This is a genomic window from Candidatus Paceibacterota bacterium, assembly GCA_035452965.1.
Taxonomy (GTDB): Bacteria; Verrucomicrobiota; Verrucomicrobiia; order Limisphaerales; family UBA8199; genus UBA8199.
Genome location: DAOTCE010000034.1, coordinates 1 through 26,464, shown reverse-complemented (window position 1 = coordinate 26,464; position 26,464 = coordinate 1). Strand labels below are relative to the sequence as shown.

Genomic DNA, 26,464 nt, shown 5'->3' with positions numbered 1-26,464 from the left:
GCTATATGGCGGCTGGGCGGGGGTCAAAGGCAGGCGCCTATGACATTTGTTCGAGGGGGTCTACGTGGCAGTCACTCGCGCGTTTCCTTTGGGGGGATCGGATTAATCGTTTCATACCAGGCGGGCAATGCCTCGCGCAAGGCCCGTTCGTTCTCCCGTGGATCCCCTCGCTCATAGACCCAACGGTTGGTTGGTTTTGGGGTGCGCTGGATAGTGAATTGACCATCTTCACGCACCTCGACTCTGCACGGGAGAATCGCATTGGGCAGGACAGCATCGGTTGGCTGCAGGTCCTGGCGGCGGAGAATTCGGGCACTGCCATCCGAGCGGCGGACAAGGCTCCGGCCGGAAACATTGAGCCAGATCGCGGTCTCCCAGACGTTGTGCCTGCGCTCGAGGGTTTCCCGCATTACAGCGGCCGGCGGATCCTCTTCCAGGGCGCCCAGAAAATCGACACGCGTGGAACGGCCGATAGCATAGGCCAAATAGCGGCGCAGCGGCGGAGCCATCCGCTCGACAAAGCGCAAATCCGGGAGTTGCCAATAAGAGTTATTGGGGCCATAGGCGAACGGGCCTTCCTTTGTGGCGCACGGATAGAGCGCGATGGGCAGGGTTGATCTCAGCAGGCAGACCATGGCATTGGTGTCCAAAAGAACGTTCCATTCAAGGTATCCGGGTTCCGATGCGCCGGCGGACAAGTGAATGCGGCTCACCTTCCGCCTGAACAAGGCAGGGTCCCGATTGAAGGCGGCGGCGATGGGGCGGGCCGAGCCGAACGAGACGATGGTGACCGGCTCCGGGTTCTCGGAGAGAGTCTTGAGCAGCAGTCGAATCCCCGCCTGCTGAAAAGCCGGGGTGTCCAGCATCTTATCCTGGGGCGATTTCATCATCCGGTAAGGGCCGACCGCGCAGGGCACGTTGCGCCCGAAGATGCTGTTCAACTGAATGACCGGGATGAAGCCTCCCTCACGCGGTCCGTCACGGTCCTCCCCCAGTCCCGGATGCCTGGCCACCGGACGCCGGAAGGCTTCGCTGACGTCGAGAATGACCGCTTTCAACTCAATCTCCGGCAACGCATACGCTGCAATCAAGTCCAGGTTGTCCCCCGGGTCTTGCGGCGGATGGTAAAGATCTGTGACATTGATAACGGACACTGGTTTCATTGATCGTGCTGGCAGGTCGAACGGCAGCAAGGCTGAGAGCAGCACCCACACTGCAAGAACAAGGCGTGCGGATTTCGCCCATTCATTTGAATTTGCCTTCATAAGCTGGAGTGTTGCGGATCATGCAGGTTAGGGTTTCGCTTCGACCCACAACCACCGAACGGCCTCGGACTCCAAGCGGAGACTCCAGCCCTGCTCGGTGGGTTTGAGCGTCACGCCGGTCAGAGGGTCGCGTACTCGCTCGGGTTGGACGCCAAAACCAAGGGCAGCCTGGTTGAAGGTCAGCGTCGTTTGCACAGCGACGGCGGATGTATTGCCGACAGCCAGGAGCGCTTTTAGGCCAGGCTGGCAGAAGCCTGAGACGCGGACTTCGGGCGTGTCAGCAGTCGCCAGTCCGTCAGGCTGCCAGTACGGATGCCAGCGGGCCTGGTCCACGCCAAACTGGCGGTAGAGCCGCAGCACATCCCAGCCGCCCGCGCACCACGGGCTGGGGGCATTGTGCAGGGCGGTCATGGTCTGGGCCCACGAGCCGCCCAACGGCGGGTAGCCGATGAAGTCGGTGGGCAGGCCATGGGGGTGGCCCATGCACTCGACGCGGAAGAACTCGAGCGGCGGGCGGAAGGTTTCCGGCGATTTCCAGTACTGTTCGCCGGTCAGCAGGAGATCGGCGAAGCTCAGGGTCGGCAGCGTGACCATTCCGGACATGTGAGCGACGATCAGCGTCGGTTTGCCCTGGGCATGGCAGAGCCGGGCCAGTCGCTTCATCTGCTCGCGCGCGGCGAAGATGGTAAAGGTCGGGCGACGCCGTCCATCCGCACCCAGATAGCCGCAGCCGTGCCTGCCGTTGGCGCAATGAATGGGCGAGGCGGCCCCATCCAGGTACACGCCGTCAATGCCGTATTCCTTGAAGAGACGTTCAATCCCGTCGGTGAACATGGTCGAGTAGCGGCTGCGATGGCAGATCGGGTAATCGTGCTGCTTGGGCTCTCGCGAGTGAATGTAGTAGGCGCTCTGCGGTTCGCACAGGCAGTCGGCGGCGAGATCCGTGTATTCAGGCGCGATATCCGGCAGGAGCATGGAATGGTAGAGCACCAGGCCCAATTTGCGGGTATGGGCCTGTTCAACGAGGCGCTTGAGCTTCTCCGGTTGGGTGACGCGCGACATGCCCTCGAAATCCGTCCATTCCTCGTGCATGCCCAGGAACCGGGCGCCCAGGTCGCGGCGGCGGTCAAGTTCGTTGGGTGCCGTGTTGGTTCGCTCGACCATCGGATCGGCCATCGCGTAGCTCGTCCAGTGACTATAGCCGAAGTGCCCCTGCTCGAAGGTCGTCGGAGCGGGGCGCACCGGACCGGCCATCAGGCCGAAAGTCAGGCGGAACGGGCGGTCAATCTTTGTTCCCGGGTCGAGGAAGTGAATGCGGAGCACCGCCTCATTGTCTGCGGTAATAATCTCCAATGCGCTGTTCGGGTCGGCCGGACGCCAGCCTTCGTCCGACTCGCAGAACCACTGCAGGCCGCGCTGCTCGTTGCCCAGCCACACGCAAGGCGAGAAGCATGAACGCCAATAGGCCGGGCGGGCCAAGCTATTGGCGCGTCCTGGTCTCGGCCAGGTCATGGCCGGAAAGTCGTAGGGTGGCGGATAGAAATGGAACAGCCCGGCCTGGGTCGGCCGCACCGGAACTTCCAGTCGGAGTTCAGTTAATGGCAAGGACGGACTGGAATTCCACTCGATGTCGAAACGCATCATGCCGTCGAATTCGGCCACCCCGCGGCAGCGATAAGGGACGCCAGCCAGCGTGCCGTAGGCTTCCCAGGATGCCTTTTCTTTGTCGGTGGCGGTGACGCGACACTGGACGTCGCTGGCGTCAGAGCCGTTGACCCGAAACGTCACCGGCCGGGCGAGCAACGGCTCGCCCTGGGACTGGACGGCACGGGGAAGGCCGGTCGGGGCGATGTCGTAGCTTCGTCCCCAGACACGGATGATCGAATCCTTTGTCCGGACCCCCGGCCACAGACCGAAAATGGTCTGCGTAGGGGGAAGCGGGGCGGATTCTGTCCCCGCATTGGTGAGCGGGGGCGCGGTAAGCCGCCTGCTTCCCTCGCTCAGACCTGGGCGCAATTCCCCCGAGGCCCTCGCGTCATCAGCGAGCGAGGTCGGTTGGGCCAGCAGACCTGCGGCGGAAGCGAGGCCGGAGCCGACGAGAACCGGAGTGTGGCCAGCCAGAACAAGGCAGTCAGCCAATATAGCGAAGGATAGGGTGGCGCGGCAAAGAAGCCTCCCACACCTCGCAGTGACGCCTGCGATTCGACCACATTGCCTTCTCATGAAATCAAACTGGCTATTCTCTGCGCTCGGCACAAGGCGCAGTGAGCTATAACGTTCGTTCGATTGCCTCAAAGCGGCCTTTCGCTCATTGTCGCCGGATGAAATGTTATGGAGAAGCTTCTAGGGAATTGCTGTGGATGCTTCGTTCCGCGCTCCTGGTCCCGGTTGCCTTGCTGTCGCTGCCGATGTCCGCCGCCAGCCCCCGATACAATGTGCTTTTTCTCGCGGTGGATGATTTGCGGCCGGAGCTGGGGTGCTACGGGCATGCATTGGTCAAATCGCCGAACATAGACCGGCTGGCGGCGCAGGGTCTGCGGTTCAACCGCGCCTATTGCCAGGAGGCTTTGTGCAATCCTTCCCGCGCGTCGCTGCTGACGGGCCTGCGCCCCGAAACACTGGGCGTGTTTGACCTCGCCACGCATTTTCGCGATCGGAAGCCGGATGTCGTGACATTGCCGCAGCTTTTCAAGAAGAACGGCTACACCAGCATTTCGGTCGGCAAAATCTTCCACACGACTAACGGGAACCACGACGACAGCGAGTCCTGGAGCGAGCCGCCGTGGAAAGGGCCCGCCGGCCAGCCTGAGGAACCGGACGGCCCGGAACCGGCCAAACCGAAGGCCAAGAAGAAGAAAGGAGCGAAAGCGACCAGCGCAGATCATTCGGGCACGCTGCCTTACGGAGATCCGGACTGTGACGATGATGGACTGCTCGACGGGAAGATCGCCACGGAAGCGATTGCGAGGTTGCAGCGGCTCCAAGACAAACCTTTCTTCCTCGGCGTCGGTTTTCACAAGCCGCACCTGCCATTTGTTTCGCCAAGGAGGTACTGGTCGCTTTACGAGCAAGCCGATTTGAAGCTAGCGGCGAATCCATTTCTGCCGAAGGACGCGCCGGCATTCGCGAGTAACGATTCGTCGGAGTTGAGGCGCTACAAGGATGTTCCGGCCAGCGGGCCGATCGCGGACGAAACCGCACGAAAGCTGATCCACGCCTACTACGCGTGCATCAGCTACACTGACGCGCAGGTGGGGCGCGTGCTCAAGGAATTAGACCGGCTGGGGCTGCGCGAGAAGACGGTGGTGATTCTCTGGGGTGACCACGGTTACCAACTGGGGGAGCATGGAACCTGGACGAAGCGAACTAATTGGGAGATTGCGACGCGGGCGCCGCTGCTCATTTCTGTACCCGGGCAGAGAACCGCGGGGATGAGCACGGAGGGCCTTGTTGAATTCATGGACATCTACCCAACACTTGCCGAGTTGTGCCGGCTCCAGGCACCGTTGAATCTCGAGGGCAGCAGCTTTCGGCCGCTGATCGAGAATCCGCGGCGTGATTGGAAGACGGCGGCTTTCAGCATCTATCCCAAGCGGATTCCTGGCGCAGGCGAAGGGTTTGGAAGGGCCATGCGAACAGCGCGACATCGGCTGGTAGAATGGTCATCGAATGACGGAGCCTTCAAAGCCTACGAGCTTTATGATGAGCAGGCTGACCCTGGCGAAAATGTGAATATAGCGAACCTGCCGGCAAACAAGGAGATGGTGGATCAGCTTGTCCAGCAGTTGCGTGGGGGATGGAAGCAGGCTCGTCCAAAAGATTCAGCACGGTGATTCATGGAATCCTTAACGTCGGCGACGGACTATCGCAGGCCGGGCAAACCAGAGGCTACGGGTTAACCTGGAGGTCAACAACCAACTGAGAGGCTGCCCGGGCAAGCGACTCGAAACCTCCCTTTTTGAGACGGAATCCGCCGTAAAACAGATGCGCTACCTCGACTTCATAGCCGCCCTCGTCATAAGCGGCGCAGGTGGGCAGGTAGCCCATATCCCCGTTGGCATAGCCCACCAGCCATAGTCGGGAAATGCCGCTGCTCCGGCGCACCCTGTCGGTGAACTCGGAAAAAACTTCGGCATTCGCTCCCACCAGGGTCACACCGCCCAGGCGCACGCCGAATAACTCCGCCTCGTGATGGCCGTTTGCGGTTTCATTTCCCTTGCGCAGCAGCGTCGCACGCCAGTGCTCAACCACCCGGCGATACTTGTCTCCCCATTCGGCGATCGGACCCGCGTTAAGCAGTGCTTTGTCCGCGAACCGGTTGATGCCGTCGGCGTCCAGCGTGTCCAGCGGCAGCGCCACGAGCCGGTTGAGCAGGCGCATTTCGGGCTCTGAGCCGGGCGTCGCGCGGCGCAGCAACGGCGCCACGGCCGTGGCAATCTGCTCCCCCCAGGATTTCACCTGTGCGAACGAGACATTTTCCGCCGGCGGATTCAGATTCCCGCACGCTCCGTTGGTCAACAGCACGACCGGATTGCCCGGCAGTTGAGCCCTGAGCGCGTCCGCCGCCGCGCCGAAAATGTCGGCGCTGATGGAACGATTGGTTGATCCGAGCGCCACAGGATGCATCGCGTAGTTGACCACTACGGCGGCAAAGCTGCCATCCTGCCGGCGAAAGCCCAGCGCCCCAACACGCGGGTCCGTGTGCGCTGACGCAGTCTTGCGGCGATCGACGGCCAGATCGAGCCGCCCCTCCACGGCCACGGAACCAGCCTCTTCGGTTTTAGCCATCGCGTTCCCGGCCGCTGCTCGCATTTGGCGCTGCAAGAATTCCACGTAGTGGGCGTCATACTCACCAGCCTCGCGGAGATGAATCGTTCCAGGCCCCGCATGAGTGTGCGATGCCGAGAGCATCACCTCGTCGGGGCGCAGTCCATGCGCTTCGCGAGCCCATTGCCGGAACGCGGCTACGATCGAACGGTCGAGGCCGATGAGATCGCAATGAACCCACAGCAATTTGACGCTGCCGCTGACCAGAAAAAGCGCCCTGGCAAACAGCGGGTCCAGAACACCCGTAGATGGCTGCACTCGCGCGGCAAAGCCGGAGAGTTCGACGCCCGTGTTCGGAGTGATTTCAGTCTGAGAGATGCCGAGGTTCATAACTGGAGGTGTTTGAGCGCCTGACGGTGCTCGTAAACCTTTTCGAACGCGCGCGCGATGTCATCCATGTCTGCCTGAGTCCCCAGGAAGATACTCTGTTCCAACCATGCGCCCTGCTCCCGGCAGATGGTCTCGCAATTTGGACAATGCACGGCTCCGAAGTCGAGCTTCTCTCGGGCATTTGCCAGGTATGGCCCGAAAGCTTTGTTCAGGAACAGCGGTTGACGATAGAGCGGCAGCGCGTAACCGCCGGAGACCGGAATTCCTTCCGCCGCGAGCGCTTTCAACACTGCCGCCCGCGAGGCGCCGAAGGCCTCGCCATCAATCCGGAAGAGGAACAGGTGATAACTGTGCCGGGTGGTTTCAGCCAGCCGCTTTTGAGGGTGGATCCCCGGGATCTGGCTCAGCTTGTGCGCCAAATACTGCCCATTGAGGTCGCGGGTCTGCGTCTGCTGTTCCAGGCGATCCAACTGGGCGTTCAGGATCGCCCCCTGAAATTCTCCCAGCCGGTAGTTTGCCGACATAACATGGTGCTCGTACCACAGCCCGCCCGCGACCCGTCCACAGTTGTGAATTGAGCGGCACGCGTCGGCCAGTTGCTCGTGGTTGGTGGTAATGATTCCGCCTTCGCCGCAAGTGAGGTTCTTGCTGGATTGGAACGAGAACGAGCCCATGTGACCGATGCTCCCGGCCGGCTCGTTCCTGTAGAGCGCGGCGTGCGCGTGGGCGGCATCCTCGATGACGGCGAGGTTATGCTTTGTGGCCAGGGCCATAAGCCGATCCATGTCGGCAGGCTGTCCGGCCATGTGAACAGGCATGATTGCCCGGGTTCGCGGCGTGATGGCAGCTTCGACGGCTGCCGGATCAAGGTTGAAGGTGGCCAAATCGATATCGGCGAACACCGGCACCATATTAGCTTCCACGACGGCGGTCGCTGTGGCCAGGAACGTGTAAGGTGGCACAATGACTTCATCCTCGGCCTTGAGACCCGCTGCCATCAGCGCAATGCGCAGAGAAACGGTGCCATTGACCACCCCAATGGCGTGCTGGCAGCCGTGCATAGCGGCAAACCGGCGCTCGAATTGCGCCACTTCGTCCCCTTGCAGTTTGCCCCATTTTGCGCTGCTCAGCACTTTCAGCAGTCGTTGCTCTTCGCTTGAATCGAACACAGGCCAGGAGTGGAAAGGCCGTGTTCGCGTTTTGGGTCCACCCAGAATGGCCAGGCAAGAACTTGCGGCGATTGTTTTAGCAGTCATCGATCAGGGGTACTTTTGTCGGAACTTCTGATTGATCACCTTCAAATTGTCGCGGAGGGTTCCGCGTTCGGGACGGAAAGAGTCGGGAAACGCGTTTTGCATCCGCGTTGACAGGTGTTCCAAATGCGCCAGGTAAGCGGCGGCCACCGGCCGCGAATGGGGGAGAGACATAACGCGCTCGAACTGGTACTCCAGAGCATTAAACCCGGTGCCACGCTGGGGCGGGGCCCAGATCAGCATGCCGGAGTAGGCATCGACGAGGTCGCGGAGAACGGCGCGCTGATCGGGGGTGCTGGCGATATGAAGGATGGCCTGGCCGATTGAACGGCTGGGGTCGTAGGCGGCAGGGTTGTAGGCGTAATCGGCGCAGGTCGCCAGGGGAATTCGGTTGCCTTGGTTTTGCTTGCGGTGCGGGTTGCTCATGTAGCCGTCCACTACTTCGCACAGGTCGGGAGCGCGATCGATAACGGGACCGAGGTGCATCGTCGGGCTGTCGTCGTTGACCGGGTAGTTGTCCCAGAGGAACAGCCGATGGCCGGAAATCCGCCGGAAGGTCTCCGCTCCCTGGCGCGTGATCGGGCCCACCACGGCATCGCCAGTCCAAAAGAGGTAGGCATCCGGATGCAACTCGCGGGCCAGGGTTTCCAGGTAAGGCTGCTGGTCTTTGGCGGTGCCGTCACCCCAGTAATAGGTGGGGCAGAAGACCATTTGCGCTTGCGGATCTTTCTCCCGCAGCCGTTTGAAGATTGTGTTCACCACAAGAGCGTGGCTCTTCGCGTTGATCCCCTGAGTGATGTCGTCGAGCGAAATGTTAAACCATTTTACACCGAGACTCTGCATCCAGGCGTAGTGCTTGTAGAGATGGTCGAACCCCTCCGGGTCGTCAGCTTGGATGAATCGCTTGCTTGCCAGGTTGGGGTTCATCCCGAAGCAAAACTCGATCCGGTTGCTTTGGCAGGCGCGGACGACGCGCTCGTAACCCTGCTTCTTGGCGGCGGGAATATCCTCCCACCACCGGTTCGCGCTGCCCTCGGACCAGTTCGCATGGTGCTCGAGATCGAACATTGAGAGGTAGCAGTTCATGAGGAAATTCAGCTTGAACTCGGCGAGCCAGGGGATTTCCTGCAAATACTGCTCGGGGCTCCATGCCCAGCCCTTTGTGCCCCTCCATCGAAAGCCCGGCTGTTTGCCCGGCGGCAGGGGTTCCGGAAACGGCTTGAGTTCGGACGGGAGGGATACCGAGAACTGCTTGTGCAAGTCCCGCGCAATGACGTAATGCCGGGGCCCAATTACAAGCGACGCCACCTGGAACCATGGGGGAGCGCCGACGGTTCCTGCTTTCTCGAGGCATTCGATTAGCAAGACGTTCTCTCCTGGAACCAGCGCATTCTCTGGTATAGCCAGAGCCCGGGTTGCGAAGCGAGCGGATGAAAACTGGTTCGGCCCTTGGAACACCGTTGCGCCATTGAGGCGCACCGCGATCGCGCAAGCGGCCGGCGCGTCGTCGTCCCGCCCGGCAAGATGGACAAACATGGGGCTGGAGGGAACGCGCGGCACCTTGAATTTGGCTAGCAACCGAGACCGCGCACCTGTGGCCTGGGCATAAATCGTGTTGGCTTCCTCGCCCGCAAACGAAGTTCCGACGACATCCTTGGCTCCGCCCTCGATCTCGGTCCCGGCAAAGGCGACCAAAGCAGTTGCCGGTTCGGAGGCTACGGCACAGGGCCAAACCCACGGCGCGCCTGGAGCGGCCAGGCAGAGTGACAACAATAACGAACGGTTCATTTTCATAGCGGCAGCTTTTGCGGTGAAGCTTCAGATGGTCTCGCGGTCCCGGTGGATTGAAGAATCCGGCGAAGCAGGAACGCGCCCGACCCGGAGCACCCCAGCAGGGCAACGGCCAAACGCATCCAGTCTTTCACGAAAACAGCATTGGTTGCGAGCACCAGGCAAAGCGCCGCAACCATGCCCAGGCCGCAGTCAACCAGCAGGCGCGCGGCGGTGGGTTCGCCCGTGTCCGGGAGTTGGACCTGGCGGCGGATGGGAGCCCATAAGCCGGGTGGCCGGCAGCGGGCATAAAACCGTTTCAGCGTTTCCGCGGATTCGGGCGGAGTGAGCCACGTTACTGCGAGCAGCACCGCGAAGCTCAGCGCAAAGAGCAAGCCGAGGCCCTGCCACATAGGTTTGCTTTGGAAATCCAAAACGAACCAGACCAGAATCGAAAAGGGCAGGCCCAGGACAATGGCGGCCAACTCGCCCCAGACGTTGAACCGCCACCAGAAGAACCTGAACCAGGCCAAAGGGAGCAGAAAGATGACCATGGCGGAGTTGATGAACATGAACCAGCTCACCATGTTGTCCACGAACAAAACGGTGACCAAGGCAGCGAACGCAAACACCGCCAGCGATACTCCGCGGCTGAGCCATATTTTCTCGCCGCCCCGGCTCAGCCGCGAGGGCATGAGATCGTTCACCACGAAGCTGCTGCCCCAGTTCACCAAAGAGCTGAGCGCGCCCATAAAGGCGGCGGATTCCGCCGCAACCAGCAGCCCGATCAGACCGTGAGGCAAGCCGGAGGCACGGATCAGTTCACCCCAGGCATGCGCCGGATCCGCGAGCATCCGGGTTCCTGCCGGCGCCCCACCGGCCCTGGCCTGCAGATCTGGCGTCCAGAACAACGACATGGCTACAACACCCAACCCGATCAGGGGCAGCGTCCGGAATGACAGCGCCAGAAAGGCATTGAAGAGCTGGCCCCCCACAGCGTGCTGCTCGTTGCGCGCGGCCATGAAGCGCTGCGCGGTCATGCCCTCGCCGGCGGTTGGCGAGCCGGCAAAAAACCAGCCCTGCAAAAACAGAATGGCCACGGTCAACGCGTCAATTCCCGTGGTTGGCGGGGTTTGCACCAAACCCTCCGGGCGGATGTCTCTGACCCGGTGGAGGATTTCGACCCAGCCTCCGTGGCGGATGACAGCCAAGCCGAGGAAGACGGTGGAGCCGGCGATCATTATGCCAAACTGGACGACGTCGGCGTACACAACTCCCAAAAGGCCTCCAAACATGGTGTAGGCAATGGTGATGCCGCCAAAAATGAGCAGCACCTGAACCGTGGACAGCGGACATAAGGGCGCGATGGTTTTGGCAAAGAACCCGGTGATGTAGGCGATAATCAACACCGCAAAGCCAAAGCAGCAAACGACCGCATACACTTTCCGTGCCACAGCGGCCGGGGCTCCTCCGTAGCGGAGCGAGATCAGCTCCGCCGTCGTGACGATCTGCATGCGCCGCCAGAGCCGGGCCCAAACAATTGCGACCAGAGGCATCCACACAATCCAACTGGTCCACCAGAGCCAATTTCCGGCGAGGCCGAACACGAGCACAAGCATTACGAAGGCGCCCGTGCCAGAGCTGTAGGTGGCGGTGTTGGAGAGACCAATGGCCCACCAGGGCACATCGCGTCCTCCCGCGAAATACCCCACCGAGCCCTTGCGGGAGGAACGTCCGGCGAACATGACTCCCACCCCGAACACAAGGGCACAACAAACCGCCACAACCATCCAATCAAGCAGATTCATACAACTCTAAACAGCACCCGTCCATGAACGCGGCCGCATACCAACCAGTCAGCCGCGACCATGTCAATCCTGCACACAAAACAGATTTCGATTAGCGGCCGGACAAGCTGCCTTGCGGGCGCCATATCCGGCCGCCCGGGACGACAGGCATTGGCGGGCCCGGGCAGGCTCAACGTATCATCTTATGCGCAGCAGACGGAAGAACTGCCGACTATTTGTCGCCGGTACGGAGAGCGCGACTCCAGTCTGAGTGGCCACGATGCTGGTGCTTGCAACAGGCGAGAAGTCGGGGCGCTCTGAGGTTTCAACCCGGTAACGTTCGCCGGGGACGGCGGCCCACCGAAGCGTGGCCACCCGGTTGGTGAGCGCCAGGCTGCTAATCACCAGGGGGGCATTGTAGGGATTGCGGAAGGTCAGCATGACGGGGAGGTGGTCAGCGGCAGTGGCGCTGTCCGAGGCCAACAGGGGCGGCGAAGGGGGAGAGACCTTGTCGGAGCGGAAGACGCGGCCATCGGTGGCGCTGTAGTAGAGCAAGGCACAGGGGAGGACGTAATCGAAGCGAATCGTCAGGTTCGCATTTTGAATGGACCAGGTACGGTCGTCGGCGGTAACCGGGTTACGAGGTGTGGTAAGGCGAAGGCCAGTGGGCGAGCTGGTGAGGGCTTGAATGACGCCTTGCTCATAGGTGCGGGGGCGGTAGATGTCCTCATTCATGTCCCCCACGAGCACGTAAGGATGCAGGGAGTTGGTGGTCAGGTAGGCGTAGGCAAGGAAGTTTGAGATGGCGCGCGCCTCGGCGCCCCGGCGTTCAGCGCTGTCTTGATCGGTGTGCGCCTTGAGATGGGTCGTAAAGAAGTGGAAGGGCTGGGGAAAGTCGGGGACAACGATTTGGGCTTCGAACAAATCACGGGTGAACGTGCCAGCGTAGCCGTAGGGCGTGAGGTCGTTGTCGATCAACCACGATTTCGAGCGCGCAATAGGGTAGCGGCTTGCCACCGCGCTCCGCTCTGAGCCGCCAGTCGCGGAACCGATGGCCACATAGTACCCGGGCAGGTAGCTGCCGATGAAGTTGGTCATCTGAAGGCGAAAGTCTTCGGGGACTTCCTGGAAGCCGATGACGTCTGGTTGCAAATGGCCCAATTGGCGACCGACGGCCTGGACGTTGCCGGAGGCCAGGGTCCAACCGAGGGCGCCGTTGCCCAAGATATTGTAGGTCAGCATAGACAGATTGCTGACCGTGCAGTCGCCGGAGAGGCGGACCATGTCAAAGCGGAGGGTTCCACCGGCTCCATAAGTGGAGGTCGGGCTCGCCGGAACGTAGCCGTTGGTGCCGGTGCCCAGTGCTGTGAGCTCAAACTCGGTTACGAATCTCACTCCGAATTTGGAATTGCCGTCTACTCCGGGGACGCCGACAAAACTCGCGGACTGGCTGTTGATCCATGTCGCATTGGGCATGGCGATGACGAGGAAATCGAGGAAGTCAGTGCCGTTGGTCGTGTATTGGAGGCGGGTGTACTTGCTTGCGGTGTTGCTGTTACGCAGGTCCCAGCTCAGCGCGATGTTCCGGTAACCGACCGTGCCGACATTCAGTCGGATGCCGTTCTGCTTGTTCTGCGTGCCTTGTGCTGGCCAAGAGGTGATTCGCGAGTTGCTGTTATCAGTGGAAGGGTCCGAGGATCCATTCGAGGCGGTGAAGGAGGCGGTGACACCACCGGCGAGCGAAGCGGTTCCTGCCCCGATTTCGGGGGTGGTGGTTCCAGTTGTGGCGTCGTTGTCCGGCAGTGGGCTGTTGAAGGTCCAAAGGGCAATCGTACTGGCGCAGGCGGTGACACAGCCGACCAAAAGGCCACACAGAAGAAGAGTGGTGAGCTTGATCAAGTGGACGCTGATCGCTGATGCCCGTTGAAGCCAAGGCCGCAGAGGGCGCGAAATAATGGGTGACGGGACTTGGTTGGGCGGCGGCCATCCGCTCAGCGCTTGGCCTTGGAGCTGCGCTCCGTGTCCTGGGAGAGGTCCCAGACATCGAGCCACTTGGTGCGCTTGACGAATTCGGCGTGGCCGTCGCAGAAGTTCATGACGGAGCCGTCCCTACCGTGGTTATCCTCCGGGTCGGGGAAGTTGCTGTTGTTAGGGGCGGCAAAAACGACGGGATCAACGGTGCCGCGATCGCCATCCGACATGAGGAAGACCGAGGAGGGGGATTGCCTGGTGCCAAGCCACTGAGGGGCTTTCTGGATGATATGGCTACTGACGAGCTGCTCGGTCTTCTTGAGGTTCTTAACGCCGGAGCCGGTCAGACAGCCCATCACCTCGTAGCCCAGTCCCGGCGAATCAGGCGGGGTGTAGGGGGCTTGCGTTACCAGGTCGATGAGGACCCGCTCGGCGGAATTGGGCGGTGGCTTGTTTTGCCACTGGTCAGCCCGCACGGTATGTCGCGTGCTTGGGCAGACAAAGGACTTCGGAGCGGGAACGTAGCCGGGAAAGAGGAAACTAAGATCATCATCTGACGGAGAGCGGTCAGATCCAGCGGGAACCTTGGACAGCTCCGGCGGGTACCAGGTCGGGGCAGTAAAATGCCCACGAAAATCGTTGGCGTACATGGTGCAGCCGATGCCGATCTGCTTAAGGTTGTTGAGGCAACTGATGCGGTGCGCCTTGGCTTTGGCCTTGGCGAGCGCCGGTAACAGCAGGGCGGCCAAAATCGCGATGATCGCGATGACGACCAGCAGTTCGATCAAGGTGAAGCCTTGACCGAAAGGGCCGGCAGACGAATGTCTGGTGTGGCGGGGCCGGTGCTTTGCAGCCGGCGGCTGTTGTGTCCTGGGAAAGGCCTTCACGTGGCGGTTAATCTTGAAGCTCCGAGGCAGCAAGGTTTGGAACCTCCCGCCATGGAATTGTGGATTATTTGTGATCAGGCGGTCCTGCGTCGCAGGAACATGGCGATGGCGCCGATGCCGAGCAGCGTCAAGGTTCCCGGTTCGGGGATAGGATTGGGCCCCCCGAAGACCATATCCGAGAACTTCATGTTCTGGTAATAGGGGTCGCTCACCGAGGAGAAGGTGATACTCAGCGGAGCGGCTGCGGTGCCGCTCAGGATGGCTCCAAACCAATCATCTCCCGTGGAGCCGGTAGACTCGCCTTTGCGCCCGGCATAGAAGGCGCCCGCACCGGTGGGCGCGCTGCCCGGGACGTCAACGATGACGCCCGAACCGGTGCCTGCCGCAGCGCCGCCAACGCGCAAGGTTATGGCGCCGTAGGAGAGGTCCGTTGCATCGTAAGGAGTCGATCCGTCCATGATGCCGACCGAATCCACAACAGACCACCCGCTGGGCAGGTCGAGCGTCCCATTATTGTCCGCATCCAGGTCAATGGTAAGCAGGGGAGCAGTGCCGCCGGACGCCACGTTTACGAGCAGGATGGTGGATGTATCGTTCTCAATATCCGCGCCGCTGGTGTCGCACCAGTAGCCGACGGTGCTGCTGCCGTTGAGGCCCCAGCCGGTGCCCGCGGTGTTCTGTATAACGGTGGCGCCGGGAGCAGTCGCCGTGTACTTACTGGTCGCCTGGCGGGCAAACAGGTATCCGTTAGCTCCCAGCGAGAAACTATCCAGGAAGAACAGCGAGTTAATGTCCCCCTTGGACCCGCCCTCGCCCTCGACGCTGACAAGGCAGTAGCCCCCGAGAGACATACCGGGCGTGCCGCGCAGCTCGAAGTATTCGTTGCCAGTATCGCTGCCGTTCGGGTTGGCCAGGATCTCATTGATCCACACTTGTTGTGCGTTGGAAATGCCGGCGACAAGCGCCAAGCCCAGAAGAGAGGTTAGTATTTGTTTCATAAGGTGATGTTTCTTTGGATTTTATCGCTCGAAGGTGTTTTATGGTTTGGCTAATACCCGGTAGAACGCCTCGCCAGCAGGCGCGGCGGCGTCCGTGTAGGATGTCTCGGTAACGGTGGCAATCGTGCTAAAGCTGGCCGTGCTCCCCAGGGCAAGACTGCGCTGCACGACGTACTTCAGATTCAGGCCGGGACTGCCTGCGGAGGACCAATCCAGTTTCGGACCTTTCGCGGTCATGGCAACATTGGTCACCGAGAAGGGGGACAATGCTACTGGCGTATAGGGTTCCGAGTGGAAGATGATCAAGCGTCCGCCGCCAGCGGATGTGCTGGTATCCGAAATCACCAGGAACGACCCGTTAGTCGAGAAGGCCATGCCCGGGTTGTGGAAGTTGATCTGGCGGTAACTCACCGGTGGACTGGTCAGCGGAAAGCTCAGCTCTTTCGTGCTGGCCGTTGGAGTCAAGCTGGGGTCCACGGACCAAATCTCATCGAGTGTGTCGTCGGACACCCAAACCTTCCCGGTTTGCGGGTCCACGGCCAGTCCCTGGCCATTGGCGATGGTCACGCCGCTTGGAACGATGGCGCGGTTGGTCCCGTCTCCATTGATGGCGGTGATTAGGCCATCAACGCTCAGGGAAACTACCTCGCCGGATTGCGGCAGGGCGCCGATGGCCACCAAGTTGTCCCAGCCGAGACTGGCCGTGGTGGCGGGCACCAGGAAAGTGCTGTTCATCTGGTTGGCCGGCAGGTTGGCCGGGTCTTGCAGGTAGAGGGCGTTATACGCGTCGTCGTCGCTGCCACGGTCGGCGAGCACAAGGCTGCCTGGCTGGCCGAGCGAGCCGGTGAAGGTGGACGGCGCGACCGCAATATCCACCGGGTCGTCGTCGGTCAGACCGGCAAAGTTGGTGATCACCGTCTCTGGGGTGTGCGTTCCCCACGGGGCAATCAGGCGCTTCAGAGACATGGTTGCGGCGTGAACCCACCAGATCGTGCCATCGGGGGTGACAGTCAGGCCGGAGGGACGATCCAAGCCGCTGACTACCGGCGTGGAGTCCACCCACCAATTGCCACTGGCTACCTTGTAGGCTCTGTAGATAGCGCCTCCGGTAGCGCTATCCAGGGTGAACAGGATGGTCGTGTCATCCCGTGGATCCACGGCCACGCCGCCGACAGGGCCGCCCACCGGCACGTGTGTGTAGTTGGTGAATCGTGTGCCGTTGATGGTGGGCGTGTAGCCAAGCGCGCCTACAGGAGTGGCGAGGGCATTGGTTCCGCCATAGACCATATCGGACAGCTTCATGCCGGAGTAAGCCGGGTCGCTGGCGCTATACATGGCAAATGCCAACGGACTGGCCGCGGTGCCCTCGACGATAGCGCCCACCCAATCATTGGCGGTTGAGCCGGTGGATTCGCCTTTGCGGCCGACGTAGAAAGTGCCGGAGGTCGTTGTCATCGGGCCTGGGATATCTATCACCGGACCCGTCATGCTGGTTCCCACATAGGTCTCTCCCGGGCCACCCGGCACGCGGAAATTGATGGCGCCGTAGGTCAGGTCAACGGCACTCGCGCCGGCACCATCCATGATCCCCACCGAGTCAATAATCGTCCAACCGGCGGGCAATTCCAGCACGCCGTCGTCATTGGTATCCAGATCAATTGTAAGCAGCGGTCCTTGCGCGCCGGCATCAACCTTGACGAGCAGGATGGTGGAAGCCTGGTTCTCGAGATCGTTGCCGCTGGTGTCGCACCAGTAGCCGACGGTGCTCGTTCCGTTTGCGCCCCAGCCCGAGTTGCCGTCTGTATTAGCGAGGAGGGTGGTATTCGGATCGGTGACGGTGTATTGGCTGGCGCCCTGTTTCAAGAAAAGGTAGCCGTTTGCTCCGAGCGAGAAGTTATCAAGCAGGAATATCGCCTGAATGTCTCCTTGATATTTAGGAGCGCCATTATGCTGACCCTCCAGACTGAGGATGCAGTAGCCTGCCAGCGACATGTTCGGTGTGCCGCGCAATTCGATGTATTCATTGGGAGCATCGGCGCCGGCGGGATTGGAGAGGACCTCGTTGATATAGACTGGGCCTGCGGCGAAGGCTGCGCTGGTGACAAGCGTCAGGATGGCGAGGGAGGTGAGAAGTTTCTTCATGGCTGTGTGGCTTTCAGGAGCTGGGACATTTAGCTTCATTCTGTGATGATCCAGTTTTTGGCGCTTATCATCCCAGAAAACGAGCACAACGGTCTATCTAACGTTTGTTAGAGGCGGCAGGGACAGGGCCTGGGGAGACGCTACTGCTCCGCACTGGGTGGTCGGCTGCCGGCTTACGCGGTTGATGGGTGCCGTGGCAAGCCGTTTTGGAGGTGCAAACTGGCACTTGGGCATGGGCTGCCGGGCCGATTATTGCGGCTGGGAGCGGGGAACTCCGTTCCGGCATGCCCCCACGCTGGCCCCAACACTAACTCCGAAACCGATTTCACCACTTCCACCAGGCAATCCGCGTGGCGCCCCGCGCGGTCCGCCGTTTTATCGGGCGGTTAAATGCTCAATCGCATGACCCTCAGCGGCACTCGGGGAAGGCTGACTACGGCTTGGCTAACACGTAGTAGTACGCCCCTGCGGCAGGTGCGCTCGTATCCGTATAGGACGTGGTTGTCACGGTCACGATGGGCGTGTAGCTCGCTTTGTCCGCCGCGTTCGGGCTTCGATAAACAACGTACTTGAGGTTGAGGCCCGCAGGACCGGCCGGGGACCACTCCAACCGCGGGCCCTGAAGAGTCTGGCTGACGCTGGTGATAGAGAAGCTGGAGAGAACGGGCGCAACGCCGAAATTCGTGCCGCCATAGACCATGTCGGAGAGCTTCAGGCCGCTGTAGGCGGGATCGCTGGCGCTGTAGAAGATGAGGTTCAGCGGAGCCGCGGCGGTGCCGTCCACGATGGCTCCCACCCAATCGTTGGTGGTCGAGCCGGTGGATTCGCCTTTGCGGCCGACGTAGAAAGTGCCGGCGGTCGTTGTCATGGGGCCGGGGATGTCAATGACGTTGCCGTAGGCGCTGCCGCCGAGATAGGTGCCGCCCGCACCGCCAGGGGCTCGGAAGTTAATAGCCCCGTAGGTGGAGTCTGTCGCCGCCGCGCTCTTGCCGTCCATGATCCCCACCGAGTCCACCATGGTCCAGCCAGCGGGTAGATCCAGGACGCCGTCATCGTTCGTGTCCAAATCGATTGTCAGGAGGGGCGGAGCGCCGCCCGGCCCGACTTTTACCAGCAGAATGGTTGTGGCCTCGTTCTCGAAGTCCCCAGTACTCGAATCGCACCAGTAAGCGACGGTGCTGGTGCCGTTGGTGCCCCATCCGGCATGGCCATCGGCGTTCTTGATGACGGAGGTGGCCGGGTTTGTGACCGTGTATTGGCTTGCCCCCTGGCAGGCGAAAAGGTAGCCGTTGGCTCCCAGCGAGAGGTTATCGAGCAGGAAGAGCGAGTTGATGTCGCCTTTGCTGTTGCCGCTGCCGGCCTGGCCCTCGACACTGATAAGGCAGTAGCCGGCCAGGGACAAGTTAGGCGTGCCGCGCAACTCGAAGTATTCGTTGCCGGTGTCGCTGCCAGGCGGGTTGGAGAGGACTTCATTGAGATAGACCTGGTCCCCGGGGGCGTCGCTGGAGACCACCTGCTCGAGGGCGTCCACGCTGCCCTCGAACACGCTGTTGCCGGTGTATTGCGCGATGACAACGTTGGTGCCCGCAGGGAGCGAGTTGAGGCTGGCGGAGGCGGCGCCATCGAGCAGCGCATTGGTGCTGACTGCCAGGCCATTGACCTCGAAAAGGACTTGGCCGACGGGCGTGCCGGCAGAGGGCGGCGCGGCGGTGACGACCGCCCTGAACGTCACGTTCGCTCCCGGCAGCGAGGGGTTGCGCGAAGAGCTGAGCTCGATGATGGTGGGCGCCAGGCTCACCGTCTGTGTGACCGCCGCCGCGGAGCTGGGGGCGAAGGTCGTGTCGCCCGAGTAAGTAGCGGTGATGGTATGATCGCCGAGGGCGAGAGTTGTGGCGCTCAGAGTGGCAACGCCCGCGGTGACGGCGGCCGGGCTGCCGATCGGCACGCCATTGTCATAGAAGGTGACTGTGCCGGTGGGCGTTCCGGCGGCGGGCAGCGGGCCGTCCACCAGATGAACGTGCGCCGTGAGCGTGACAGGCTGGCCGTAGATCGCGGGAATGGTCTCGTCCAGCGTGGCGAAGGACTCCGGTCCGCTGGTGACGGTGAGCCGGCCCGCGCCGGCAAAGTGGGTGTCGTCCATGAAAGCCGCGCCTGAAGCGGTGGAGCCCCAGGTGCCGGCCCGTTTGAAGGTCAGACCGCCGTCAAAGGACAATCCGGCGCCGGTGTTGGGCGCGGCGTTGGTGACGCTGGCGGTGGAGGCGAGCAGCAGGGCGCTGGCGGGATTGAAATAGCTGCCATTCAAATTTAGCCGACTGCCGGCCAGCACCAGGACATCACCGGAGCCGAGTGCGCCGCTGGCGTTGGCGACGAGGGTTCCGTCGCTGATGACCGCACCCCCGCTGAAGGTGTTGCTCCCGGCCAGGATCAGGAAACCCGCGCCCTGCTTCAGGAGCGTGCCGGCGCCGGTGATTTGGGCAGCCACGATGAAGTTGCTGCCCTCGGCGCCCACTTCGATGGCACCGCCTTCGAGCGACACGGTGTACTGGTTGGTGAGGTAGATGTTGGTGCCATTGCCCGGGAGGGGCACGCCGGCGGAGAGCGTGCCACTGCTGAGCAGGTGAATAGTGGCGTTGGCGGTGCCGGGTGCGCCAAGTCCGAAGGGCCGCTTGTTGGGCAGATCCGAGACCACGGTGACGGTGCCCTGCTCGATGTAAGTGGGGCCGGTGTAGTATTCGTTGCCGCCCAGGTTCAAGACGCCCTTGCCGCGTTTGGTGATGCCTTTGCCCGCCAAGTAAATGCCGGGGGCGTTGGTCATGCTCAGATAGGCGTCGTGGACGACCTTGATCAGGGTGGTACCATCGGTGCCGCTGGTCCCGTTGTTGGTAACGTAGCCGCCCTCCAACTGCACTTGGCCCTGCTGGATCGTCACGCTGTTCCAGCTCGTGTTGGGGATACCGATGACTTTGAAGAAACCGGTGGCGTCGGTGCCGGCGGAGAAAACCGCGTCATTGTCGGCGGACCAGCCGCCCGGGACGCCGGTCCCGTCGGCGGTGGCGTTCCAGAAGTTGCCGGTCCAGGCGCCACCGGGCGAGGCGCCCCCGGCGCCGGCGGTCGAGCCGTTGATGTCCCAATAGCGGGCGTTGCCGCTGGACACGACGGTGATGGTTTGGGATGCCGTCGTGCCAAACCATCCCACTCCTTCCTCCACCATCTTCCACGCGAAGGTGTAAGTGCCGGGCACAACCGGGGCGATGGGATAAAAGGTAAAGGTCGCCGTCTGGCTTGGTGTGATGGGGGAAGAAGGCAGGGCCACACGGCTGAAACCCCAGTTGTCATTGTCAGCGGGGTATCGCGAGCCGAGGCTGTGCGGGGTCTCGCCGCCGGAGGTCCATTTCCTAGAGCCGGTGTTGCGCATGACAATTGTCGCTGCAAACATCTGCCCGGCAGTCACCGAGCTCGGGGCGGTCAGGCTTACGACCGCAGCGTCATTCGTGAGGTCGGGTTGGCTGACGGTGATCTTGACCCATATCTTGGGTCCGAAATAGACGCTGTCCGAGCTGTTCATCCGAAAGTCCGCCTCGTAATCGCCCGGGGTGGTCGGCGCCGTCAGAGGGATGCGGAAGACGTAGCTCTCGCCGGGAGAAACGTTTTCGGTTGGGATGGCCTGGTAGGCGGCTCCCAGATTGGGGCTGGCGGGAATGTCCTTGATGTGGTTCAAGGTATAGCCGTTGGGGCCGTTGGCCCCCCAGGTGGTGGTGCCGTTGTTCTTCATCGTGAAGGTCTTCGTGAAGGTTTCACCGGGCGCGAGCACGCTGCCGTCCGGGTAGTTCTCAGCGGTCAGTTCGGCATCATCGGTCCCGCCATCGTTCTTCGGGGCATGAATGAATCCCTGGCAATCGCCGTAGCCCCAGCCGTCATCGCGTTCCACGTGCGAGCCGTTGGTGCCCGAGCGGGTCATCGTCTTCTTGCAGGTCGAGCTGAAGTTCTGCTCGACGATATGAACCTTGGTGGGAGTGACGTAATCCACCACCGCCACATGGCCGTAAGCGCCCGTATCCCAGGTCACCATGTCGCCGGGCACGGGCACATAACCGCTGCCGTTGGCATGGGGAACGAGGCCAAAGCTTCTCGCGTTGGGGTAAATGAGTTCGGCGTTCGGGAAGTAGCCGGAGCGCCAGCCCTTCTTGGTGTAGAGGCGTCCGCACAATTCCACGCACTGCCACTTCAGTCCGACATCAATCCCGTTGTAGTAGCTGCGCTGGCCTACGTCGCTGCTGTACTTGGAATAGACACTCACCCCTTCGCCCCCCAGCCAATCGGAGCCGGAGAGCCAGACGGTTCCTGCCCGACCTGGCTGCGGAACCGTCGCGACGGCCGCGGCCAAAACACCGAGCCAGAAGGGAGTTCTGAGGAAATTGCACAACCACCGGGAGACACGACACTTCATGGGTTTGGTCAGGTTTGAGACGGCTTCAGCGGGGATACATCGGGCACGGCAGCGAAGCCGCTAACCCCGAACGGGCCTAACTGGCTGGACCGCGCTTGAACGACAGGTTCCACTTCAGACTACCTTTACCAGAAAGCCGCCTGGCTGGGTATCTAACGTTTGTTATAAGCCGGCAATCGGCCTGCGGCGTGTCTCGGCGGCTTAATCCCGGCCTAAAAACTTGACCACCGCCTCCGTGCGCGTCTGGACGTGAAGCTTCTCGTAGACCTTGTGAAGGTGGGCGCGCACCGTGCCGATAGTAATGCCTAGCCGGTCGCTGATCTCCTTGTAGAGATAACCTTTTGCCAGCAGGGCCAAAATCTCTTGCTCGCGCGGCGAGAGTCTTTCGACGTCGGAGGCGGGCTGGTTGATCTGCCGGAAGTGATTGACGACCTTGCGGGCGATCTGCATGGACATTGGAGCGCCGCCGGCGTGGACCTGCTCGATGGCCTGCAGGAGTTCGGCTGGGGGCATTTTCTTAAGCAAGTAACCGCTGGCCCCCTTGCGCAAGGAATCAAAGATAAGGTCGTTCTCGTCGTAGGTGGTCAGCATGAGCACCTGCGTGTTGGGAAGGGCTTCTTTAAGGCGGGCGACGCATTCGATGCCGCTCATGCCAGGCAGGTTGATATCCATCAGGACCACGTCAGGCTGCTCGGCGGGGATATTCTGGAGGGCCTGCTCGGCGTCGCGGTGGGTTCCCGTACAGCAGAGCGCCGGCGAGCTGGCCAACAGCTTGGCCAAGGTCTGCCGCGTACCCTGGTTATCCTCGACGATGGATACTTTAATCGGCATCAGATCTACACGTGATCGTGCGGTATCGGACTTGGTCAGGCAATTGAACAAACGTCATACTACCCGTGGGAGCCGCCGATGAAGGGCTCAGGATGGAGCCCAAGGCAATCGGAGCACTACCCGAGTGCCAGCGCCTGGGCGGCTTTCAATACGGCATTCGCCTTTAATGGCAACCAGTCGCTGGCGGAGGTTGTGCAGCCCATTTCCATCGGCGGGCGCGCCGTCCGGATCAAAGCCGCAGCCGTTGTCCTCAATAATGAGCTCCAGGGCAGAAGCACCGAGGTTGACCTGGAATCGGATCTCGCTCGCACCAGAGTGTTTGACGACATTCGTGAGGGCTTCCTTGGCGGCGAGAAAGAGATTGTGGCGAATGTCGGTGGAGATCTGGCGCGCTGGATAAGTGTCCGGCAGTTCGAAGCGACAGCGGATGCCGGCAAGGCGCAGGTAGTCGAGGGCGAACTGGGCGGTGTACTCGATCAGGTGGGCCAAAGTGTCGTTACGCGGATTAACGGCCCAGACGATTTCGTCGAGGGCATTGATGGATTGAACAGCGGTGGCGGAGATAGTGCTTAGGAGTTTGGTGACGTTTTCCTGCCGTCCCTGCTCCGGTGGTCTCATTCCGGTCAGGAGCGCGATTTGGCTCAGGTTTGCGCCCAGGTCGTCATGGATATCCTTCGCGATACGCGCGCGCTCACGCTGGAGAGCAGCCTGTTGTTCGGCGAGGTGTAACTGTCTTTGCAGGCGCCGAAAGGACAGGTAGCGCACCAGGGCGACGACGCCCGCGATGAACGCTGCTGCCAACGCCAGTCGGAACCACCACGTTTGCCAAACATACGGCACTACCACCAGCGCCACGCCGGTCTCGGCAGCACTCCAGACCCCGTTCCCGCTGCGTGCGGCGACGCGGAAATGGTATTTGCCGGGTGGCAAGTACGCATAACTGGCAACCCGGCGAGCACCTACTTCGACCCAATCAGAATCGAGCCCTTCCAGGCGATAGTGAAAGCGAATCCGCTCCGGGCAAGTAAAGTTGAGAGCTGTGTAGCGAAATTCAATGAGTCGGCTGCCGGGGGAGATCCGGATTGGTTCGGTGTGCGCTGGCAACGGCCATGATAAGGCGACGGGTTGAGCGCGATTGCCGACCTGTACCTCTTCCAACACCACCCGTGGTGGCGGGTTTCGCTCTGCTTGCTGTGCGGGATTTATGATTACGACATCGCGGTCTGTGCAGAACCAGAGGCTCCCATTGAGGGCCTTTAGACATGTGCCGAATCCCCCTTTGCACCGCGGCGATGGCAGGCCATCTGACTGGTCGAAAAGGCGCGACTCCACCTGTCGAATCCGGCCAGCAGCAAGGTCGTCGAGCTGGCGGCGTGACACTCGGTAAATGCCGCGATAGGTTCCGAGCCAGAGATAGCCGGACTCATCTTCAAGGACCTGCACGATGGTATCGTCCGCGACCCCTTGGGCCGCGGTGAAGCTGCTGAGGCAATTTGCTCCTAAACGGCTGAGCCCGCCCCCTTCGGTTCCGATCCAGAGGGTTTCTTCGCTATCCAGGAAGAGGGAACGGATGATGGGGCTCGCAAGCCCCTCAGCGCGGCCGTAGAGCGTGCGCTTACCGTCCTTGAGCCGGGCCAGTCCCGCGCCGTATGAGCCGACCCACAAAGTCCCATCCCGCTGCTGGGTTAGTGCCGTCACCGCAGAGGGAGCTAAGCCGGTTTCTGCAGAAGTGAATTGACCTTTGCGCAGAAGCATCAATCGGCCTCGATGGCTGCCGACCCAAAGGCCTTCCTGGCGATCCGCGCACAGGGCTTGCACCACATCATCGGCGAGCCACGATTCCTCGCCGTAGTTAGCGACTATTCCGCCTTCTTTCCACTGGCGCAGCATCGCGCCTTCCCCCCACCAGACGCTGCCGTCGCGGGTGGTGGCAATAGCTGCCACGTAAACCGGCGGACGCTCGGGCGAAGCCTGCTCGATCCGATCGCCACCAAGGCGATAGAGGCCGCGGCCGAGGGTGCCGACCCAAAAGACGTCCTTGGGGGACTCAGCCAAGCTTAACGGCTCGATCTCAGCTTTTGAATCCGTGATCTGCAGTGTGACGATCTTGCCAAGCTTGAGACGGACGAGCCCTGTGCTCCGCGTGCCGACCCAGAGATTGCCTTCTTGATCCTCCAAGATCGCCTGGACCGATCTCCCAGGAAGCTCCCGAACTTGATGCACCGCAACGGAGCCTCCGTTAGGAAGGCAATAGAGACCCTGGTCGGCGGTGCCCATCCAGACCGTGCCGTCTCTGCCCACGGTGATGCAGGTAATGCGGGCGCTGGGCAGGCCATTGGTGCTGCCGAGCACTCTTATCGAATTCTGCTCCAAGCACAGAACCTGCCCCTCACCTCCGGCCCAAATCCTGCCCTGGCTGTCCAATGCCAGGGAGCCCGGCCGGACGTCCTGCGTTTGCGCTGGTGCGAGTGCGGCAACGAACCGGCGGCCATCCCATCGCATTAAGCCCAGCTTGAATGCGGTGATCCACAGAGTTCCACGCTGATCTAATAGGCCAGCTCGCATATAGGGGCTGGTCAGTCCGCGGTCTTCGCCGATGGTCTCGAAGCCGGCCGCGCCGCCACGGCTTAGCCCCGTCACGGTCCCCACCCAAATGGTGCCGTCCGAATCTTCTGTTATGCTGTTGATTGTGTCGCCGGCGAGGCCTTCGTTACTGGTGAAGTTGGTGAAAACACCGTGGGCGTATCGGCTCAAGCCACTGGCGGTGCCGATCCAGAGGGTGCCCTGTCGATCTTGAAAGAGCGTCCGGATGTGCAAGCCCGGCAGCCCTTCGCTGACCCCATAGACTACGAAGCGCGTGCCATCGAAACGCACAAGGCCTCCCGGCGTGCCAAGCCAGAGATAGCCATCGCTTGTTTGCAGGATCGCGGTGATGGAATTCTGCGGCAGTCCATCTTCGACGTCCCATACGCGGCATGCGAACTGGTTTGTCTGGTAGCGGACCTCCGTGGCAGGCGATGACTGGCCAAGCGCGACATCTACCCCGCTGCGGAGCACGGCGAGCACCACGCACGCCAAGTGGAGTCCTGATAGCTTGGTCATCAGGAATGCAGTATGCGTGGGAGGTCGGGGCGAGACAAGTCGCCGATGGAATTCATAGATGCATTGAATAATGGTTACACAACATCCGCAGTTGTCCCGGATCAGATCAGCGGCGCCCGTGGGCAAAACGGCGGAATCGAATTTGGCGTCTAGCGTGCCGCCGATTCCGCCATACCGCGTCGCTCTGACGAGCGGAGAAGGTTGCCATCGGTTGCCGTAATCGAAGTACTTGAGGTCATTGCCGACAATTAGACCTCGTTGGGCGTTGAAACGTCGAAAGTGGATGGCAGCCTTATTTAATAGGCATTTGCTGAAGTTCTGAGCGATATTTTGCCGCTAACGGCCCAATTGCGTGTGAGTCCCTTCGGGATTGAATCAGCTGAAGCGTGTGGCACGACGGCAAAGGAGGAGGTGGTTGTGTTCGATGACCAACGGAAAAGGATCGTTCGGCATACTCGTGGCAGCGGTGCTAATTGAGCTTTTGGGGCCAAGGTGGCCCTCCGAGATGCCTGCGCCTGTTAGGACACCAGTTGGAACAGCGGCAGCATCCTTCATGACAGCCCCGAACGGAGCGAAGTTGAAGCTGGCGCGCGCGTCGTAGTTCGAGGGAACGGAGCGGGGACCAGGAGCGAAGTGACCGGGAGCTTTCTCACTTCTGGCGTGGAGTGCGCAGCGCCAGGCCGTGGCTTGAGGGCGGCAGGGCAAGCCGTAAGGCCTAGCGCGGAGCACGGACGGCCAGAGGTGAGACTGACTTTGGGGGCGGCAGGAGTGCGGTCAGTTCTGCGGAGGCACAGACGCGCAGGCACGAGCATCGTAGCCGGAGCAGAAGCTGACCGCTCTCCTGCCGCGGGGTA

13 protein-coding genes and 1 pseudogene are annotated in these 26,464 nt (G+C 61.5%); 1 reads left to right on the top strand and 13 read right to left on the bottom strand.

The genetic code is table 11. The features are described from left to right. Positions 1–71 precede the first annotated feature (71 nt). Entirely contained in the window at positions 72–1,265 is a 1,194-nt protein-coding gene (locus P5205_18650; GenBank protein ID HSA12382.1) for a hypothetical protein, read from the bottom strand. A 27-nt stretch (positions 1,266–1,292) separates the two neighbouring features. After that, positions 1,293–3,404: a DUF6067 family protein gene (locus P5205_18645; GenBank protein HSA12381.1), complete on the bottom strand. Its 2,112-nt coding sequence runs from the start codon at positions 3,402–3,404 to the stop codon at positions 1,293–1,295. A gap of 221 nt (positions 3,405–3,625) precedes the next feature. Here P5205_18645 and P5205_18640 point away from each other — a divergent pair, with 221 nt between their 5' ends. Further along, positions 3,626–5,098, top strand: coding sequence for a sulfatase (locus P5205_18640; GenBank protein ID HSA12380.1), 1,473 nt, complete (start codon positions 3,626–3,628; stop codon positions 5,096–5,098). A gap of 55 nt (positions 5,099–5,153) precedes the next feature. Here P5205_18640 and P5205_18635 read toward each other — a convergent pair whose 3' ends face one another. The 11 genes and pseudogenes from P5205_18635 to P5205_18585 all read right to left on the bottom strand — a co-directional run bounded on the left by P5205_18635 (position 5,154) and on the right by P5205_18585 (position 25,610). Then, the gene (locus tag P5205_18635) at positions 5,154–6,422 is read right to left on the bottom strand and encodes a neutral/alkaline non-lysosomal ceramidase N-terminal domain-containing protein (protein HSA12379.1); all 1,269 of its coding nucleotides are present in this window, start codon (positions 6,420–6,422) and stop codon (positions 5,154–5,156) included. Next, a complete protein-coding gene (locus P5205_18630) occupies positions 6,419–7,591 on the bottom strand; it encodes a DegT/DnrJ/EryC1/StrS family aminotransferase (protein ID HSA12378.1) in 1,173 nt (390 codons plus the stop codon). Before P5205_18630 ends, P5205_18635 begins: the two co-directional genes overlap by 4 nt. 90 nt (positions 7,592–7,681) lie before the next feature. Continuing rightward, a complete protein-coding gene (locus P5205_18625; protein HSA12377.1) occupies positions 7,682–9,463 on the bottom strand; it encodes a beta-N-acetylglucosaminidase domain-containing protein in 1,782 nt (593 codons plus the stop codon). Between the two features lie 2 nt (positions 9,464–9,465). Next, positions 9,466–11,253: a sodium:solute symporter gene (locus tag P5205_18620; protein HSA12376.1), complete on the bottom strand. Its 1,788-nt coding sequence runs from the start codon at positions 11,251–11,253 to the stop codon at positions 9,466–9,468. Between the two features lie 177 nt (positions 11,254–11,430). After that, positions 11,431–13,131, bottom strand: coding sequence for an endonuclease/exonuclease/phosphatase family protein (locus tag P5205_18615; protein HSA12375.1), 1,701 nt, complete (start codon positions 13,129–13,131; stop codon positions 11,431–11,433). Between the two features lie 707 nt (positions 13,132–13,838). After that, positions 13,839–13,997, bottom strand: a pseudogene (locus tag P5205_18610) (DUF1559 domain-containing protein). A gap of 167 nt (positions 13,998–14,164) precedes the next feature. Further along, positions 14,165–15,088 (bottom strand): PEP-CTERM sorting domain-containing protein, encoded by a 924-nt coding sequence (locus P5205_18605; protein ID HSA12374.1) that lies wholly within the window; start codon positions 15,086–15,088, stop codon positions 14,165–14,167. Positions 15,089–15,127: 39 nt separating this feature from the next. Then, positions 15,128–17,230, bottom strand: coding sequence for a hypothetical protein (locus tag P5205_18600; protein HSA12373.1), 2,103 nt, complete (start codon positions 17,228–17,230; stop codon positions 15,128–15,130). Between the two features lie 433 nt (positions 17,231–17,663). After that, positions 17,664–21,677: an Ig-like domain repeat protein gene (locus tag P5205_18595; GenBank protein ID HSA12372.1), complete on the bottom strand. Its 4,014-nt coding sequence runs from the start codon at positions 21,675–21,677 to the stop codon at positions 17,664–17,666. 201 nt (positions 21,678–21,878) lie between these two features. Next, a complete protein-coding gene (locus P5205_18590; GenBank protein HSA12371.1) occupies positions 21,879–22,508 on the bottom strand; it encodes a response regulator transcription factor in 630 nt (209 codons plus the stop codon). Between the two features lie 87 nt (positions 22,509–22,595). Further along, positions 22,596–25,610: a two-component regulator propeller domain-containing protein gene (locus P5205_18585; protein ID HSA12370.1), complete on the bottom strand. Its 3,015-nt coding sequence runs from the start codon at positions 25,608–25,610 to the stop codon at positions 22,596–22,598. Between the last annotated feature and the right edge of the window lie 854 nt (positions 25,611–26,464).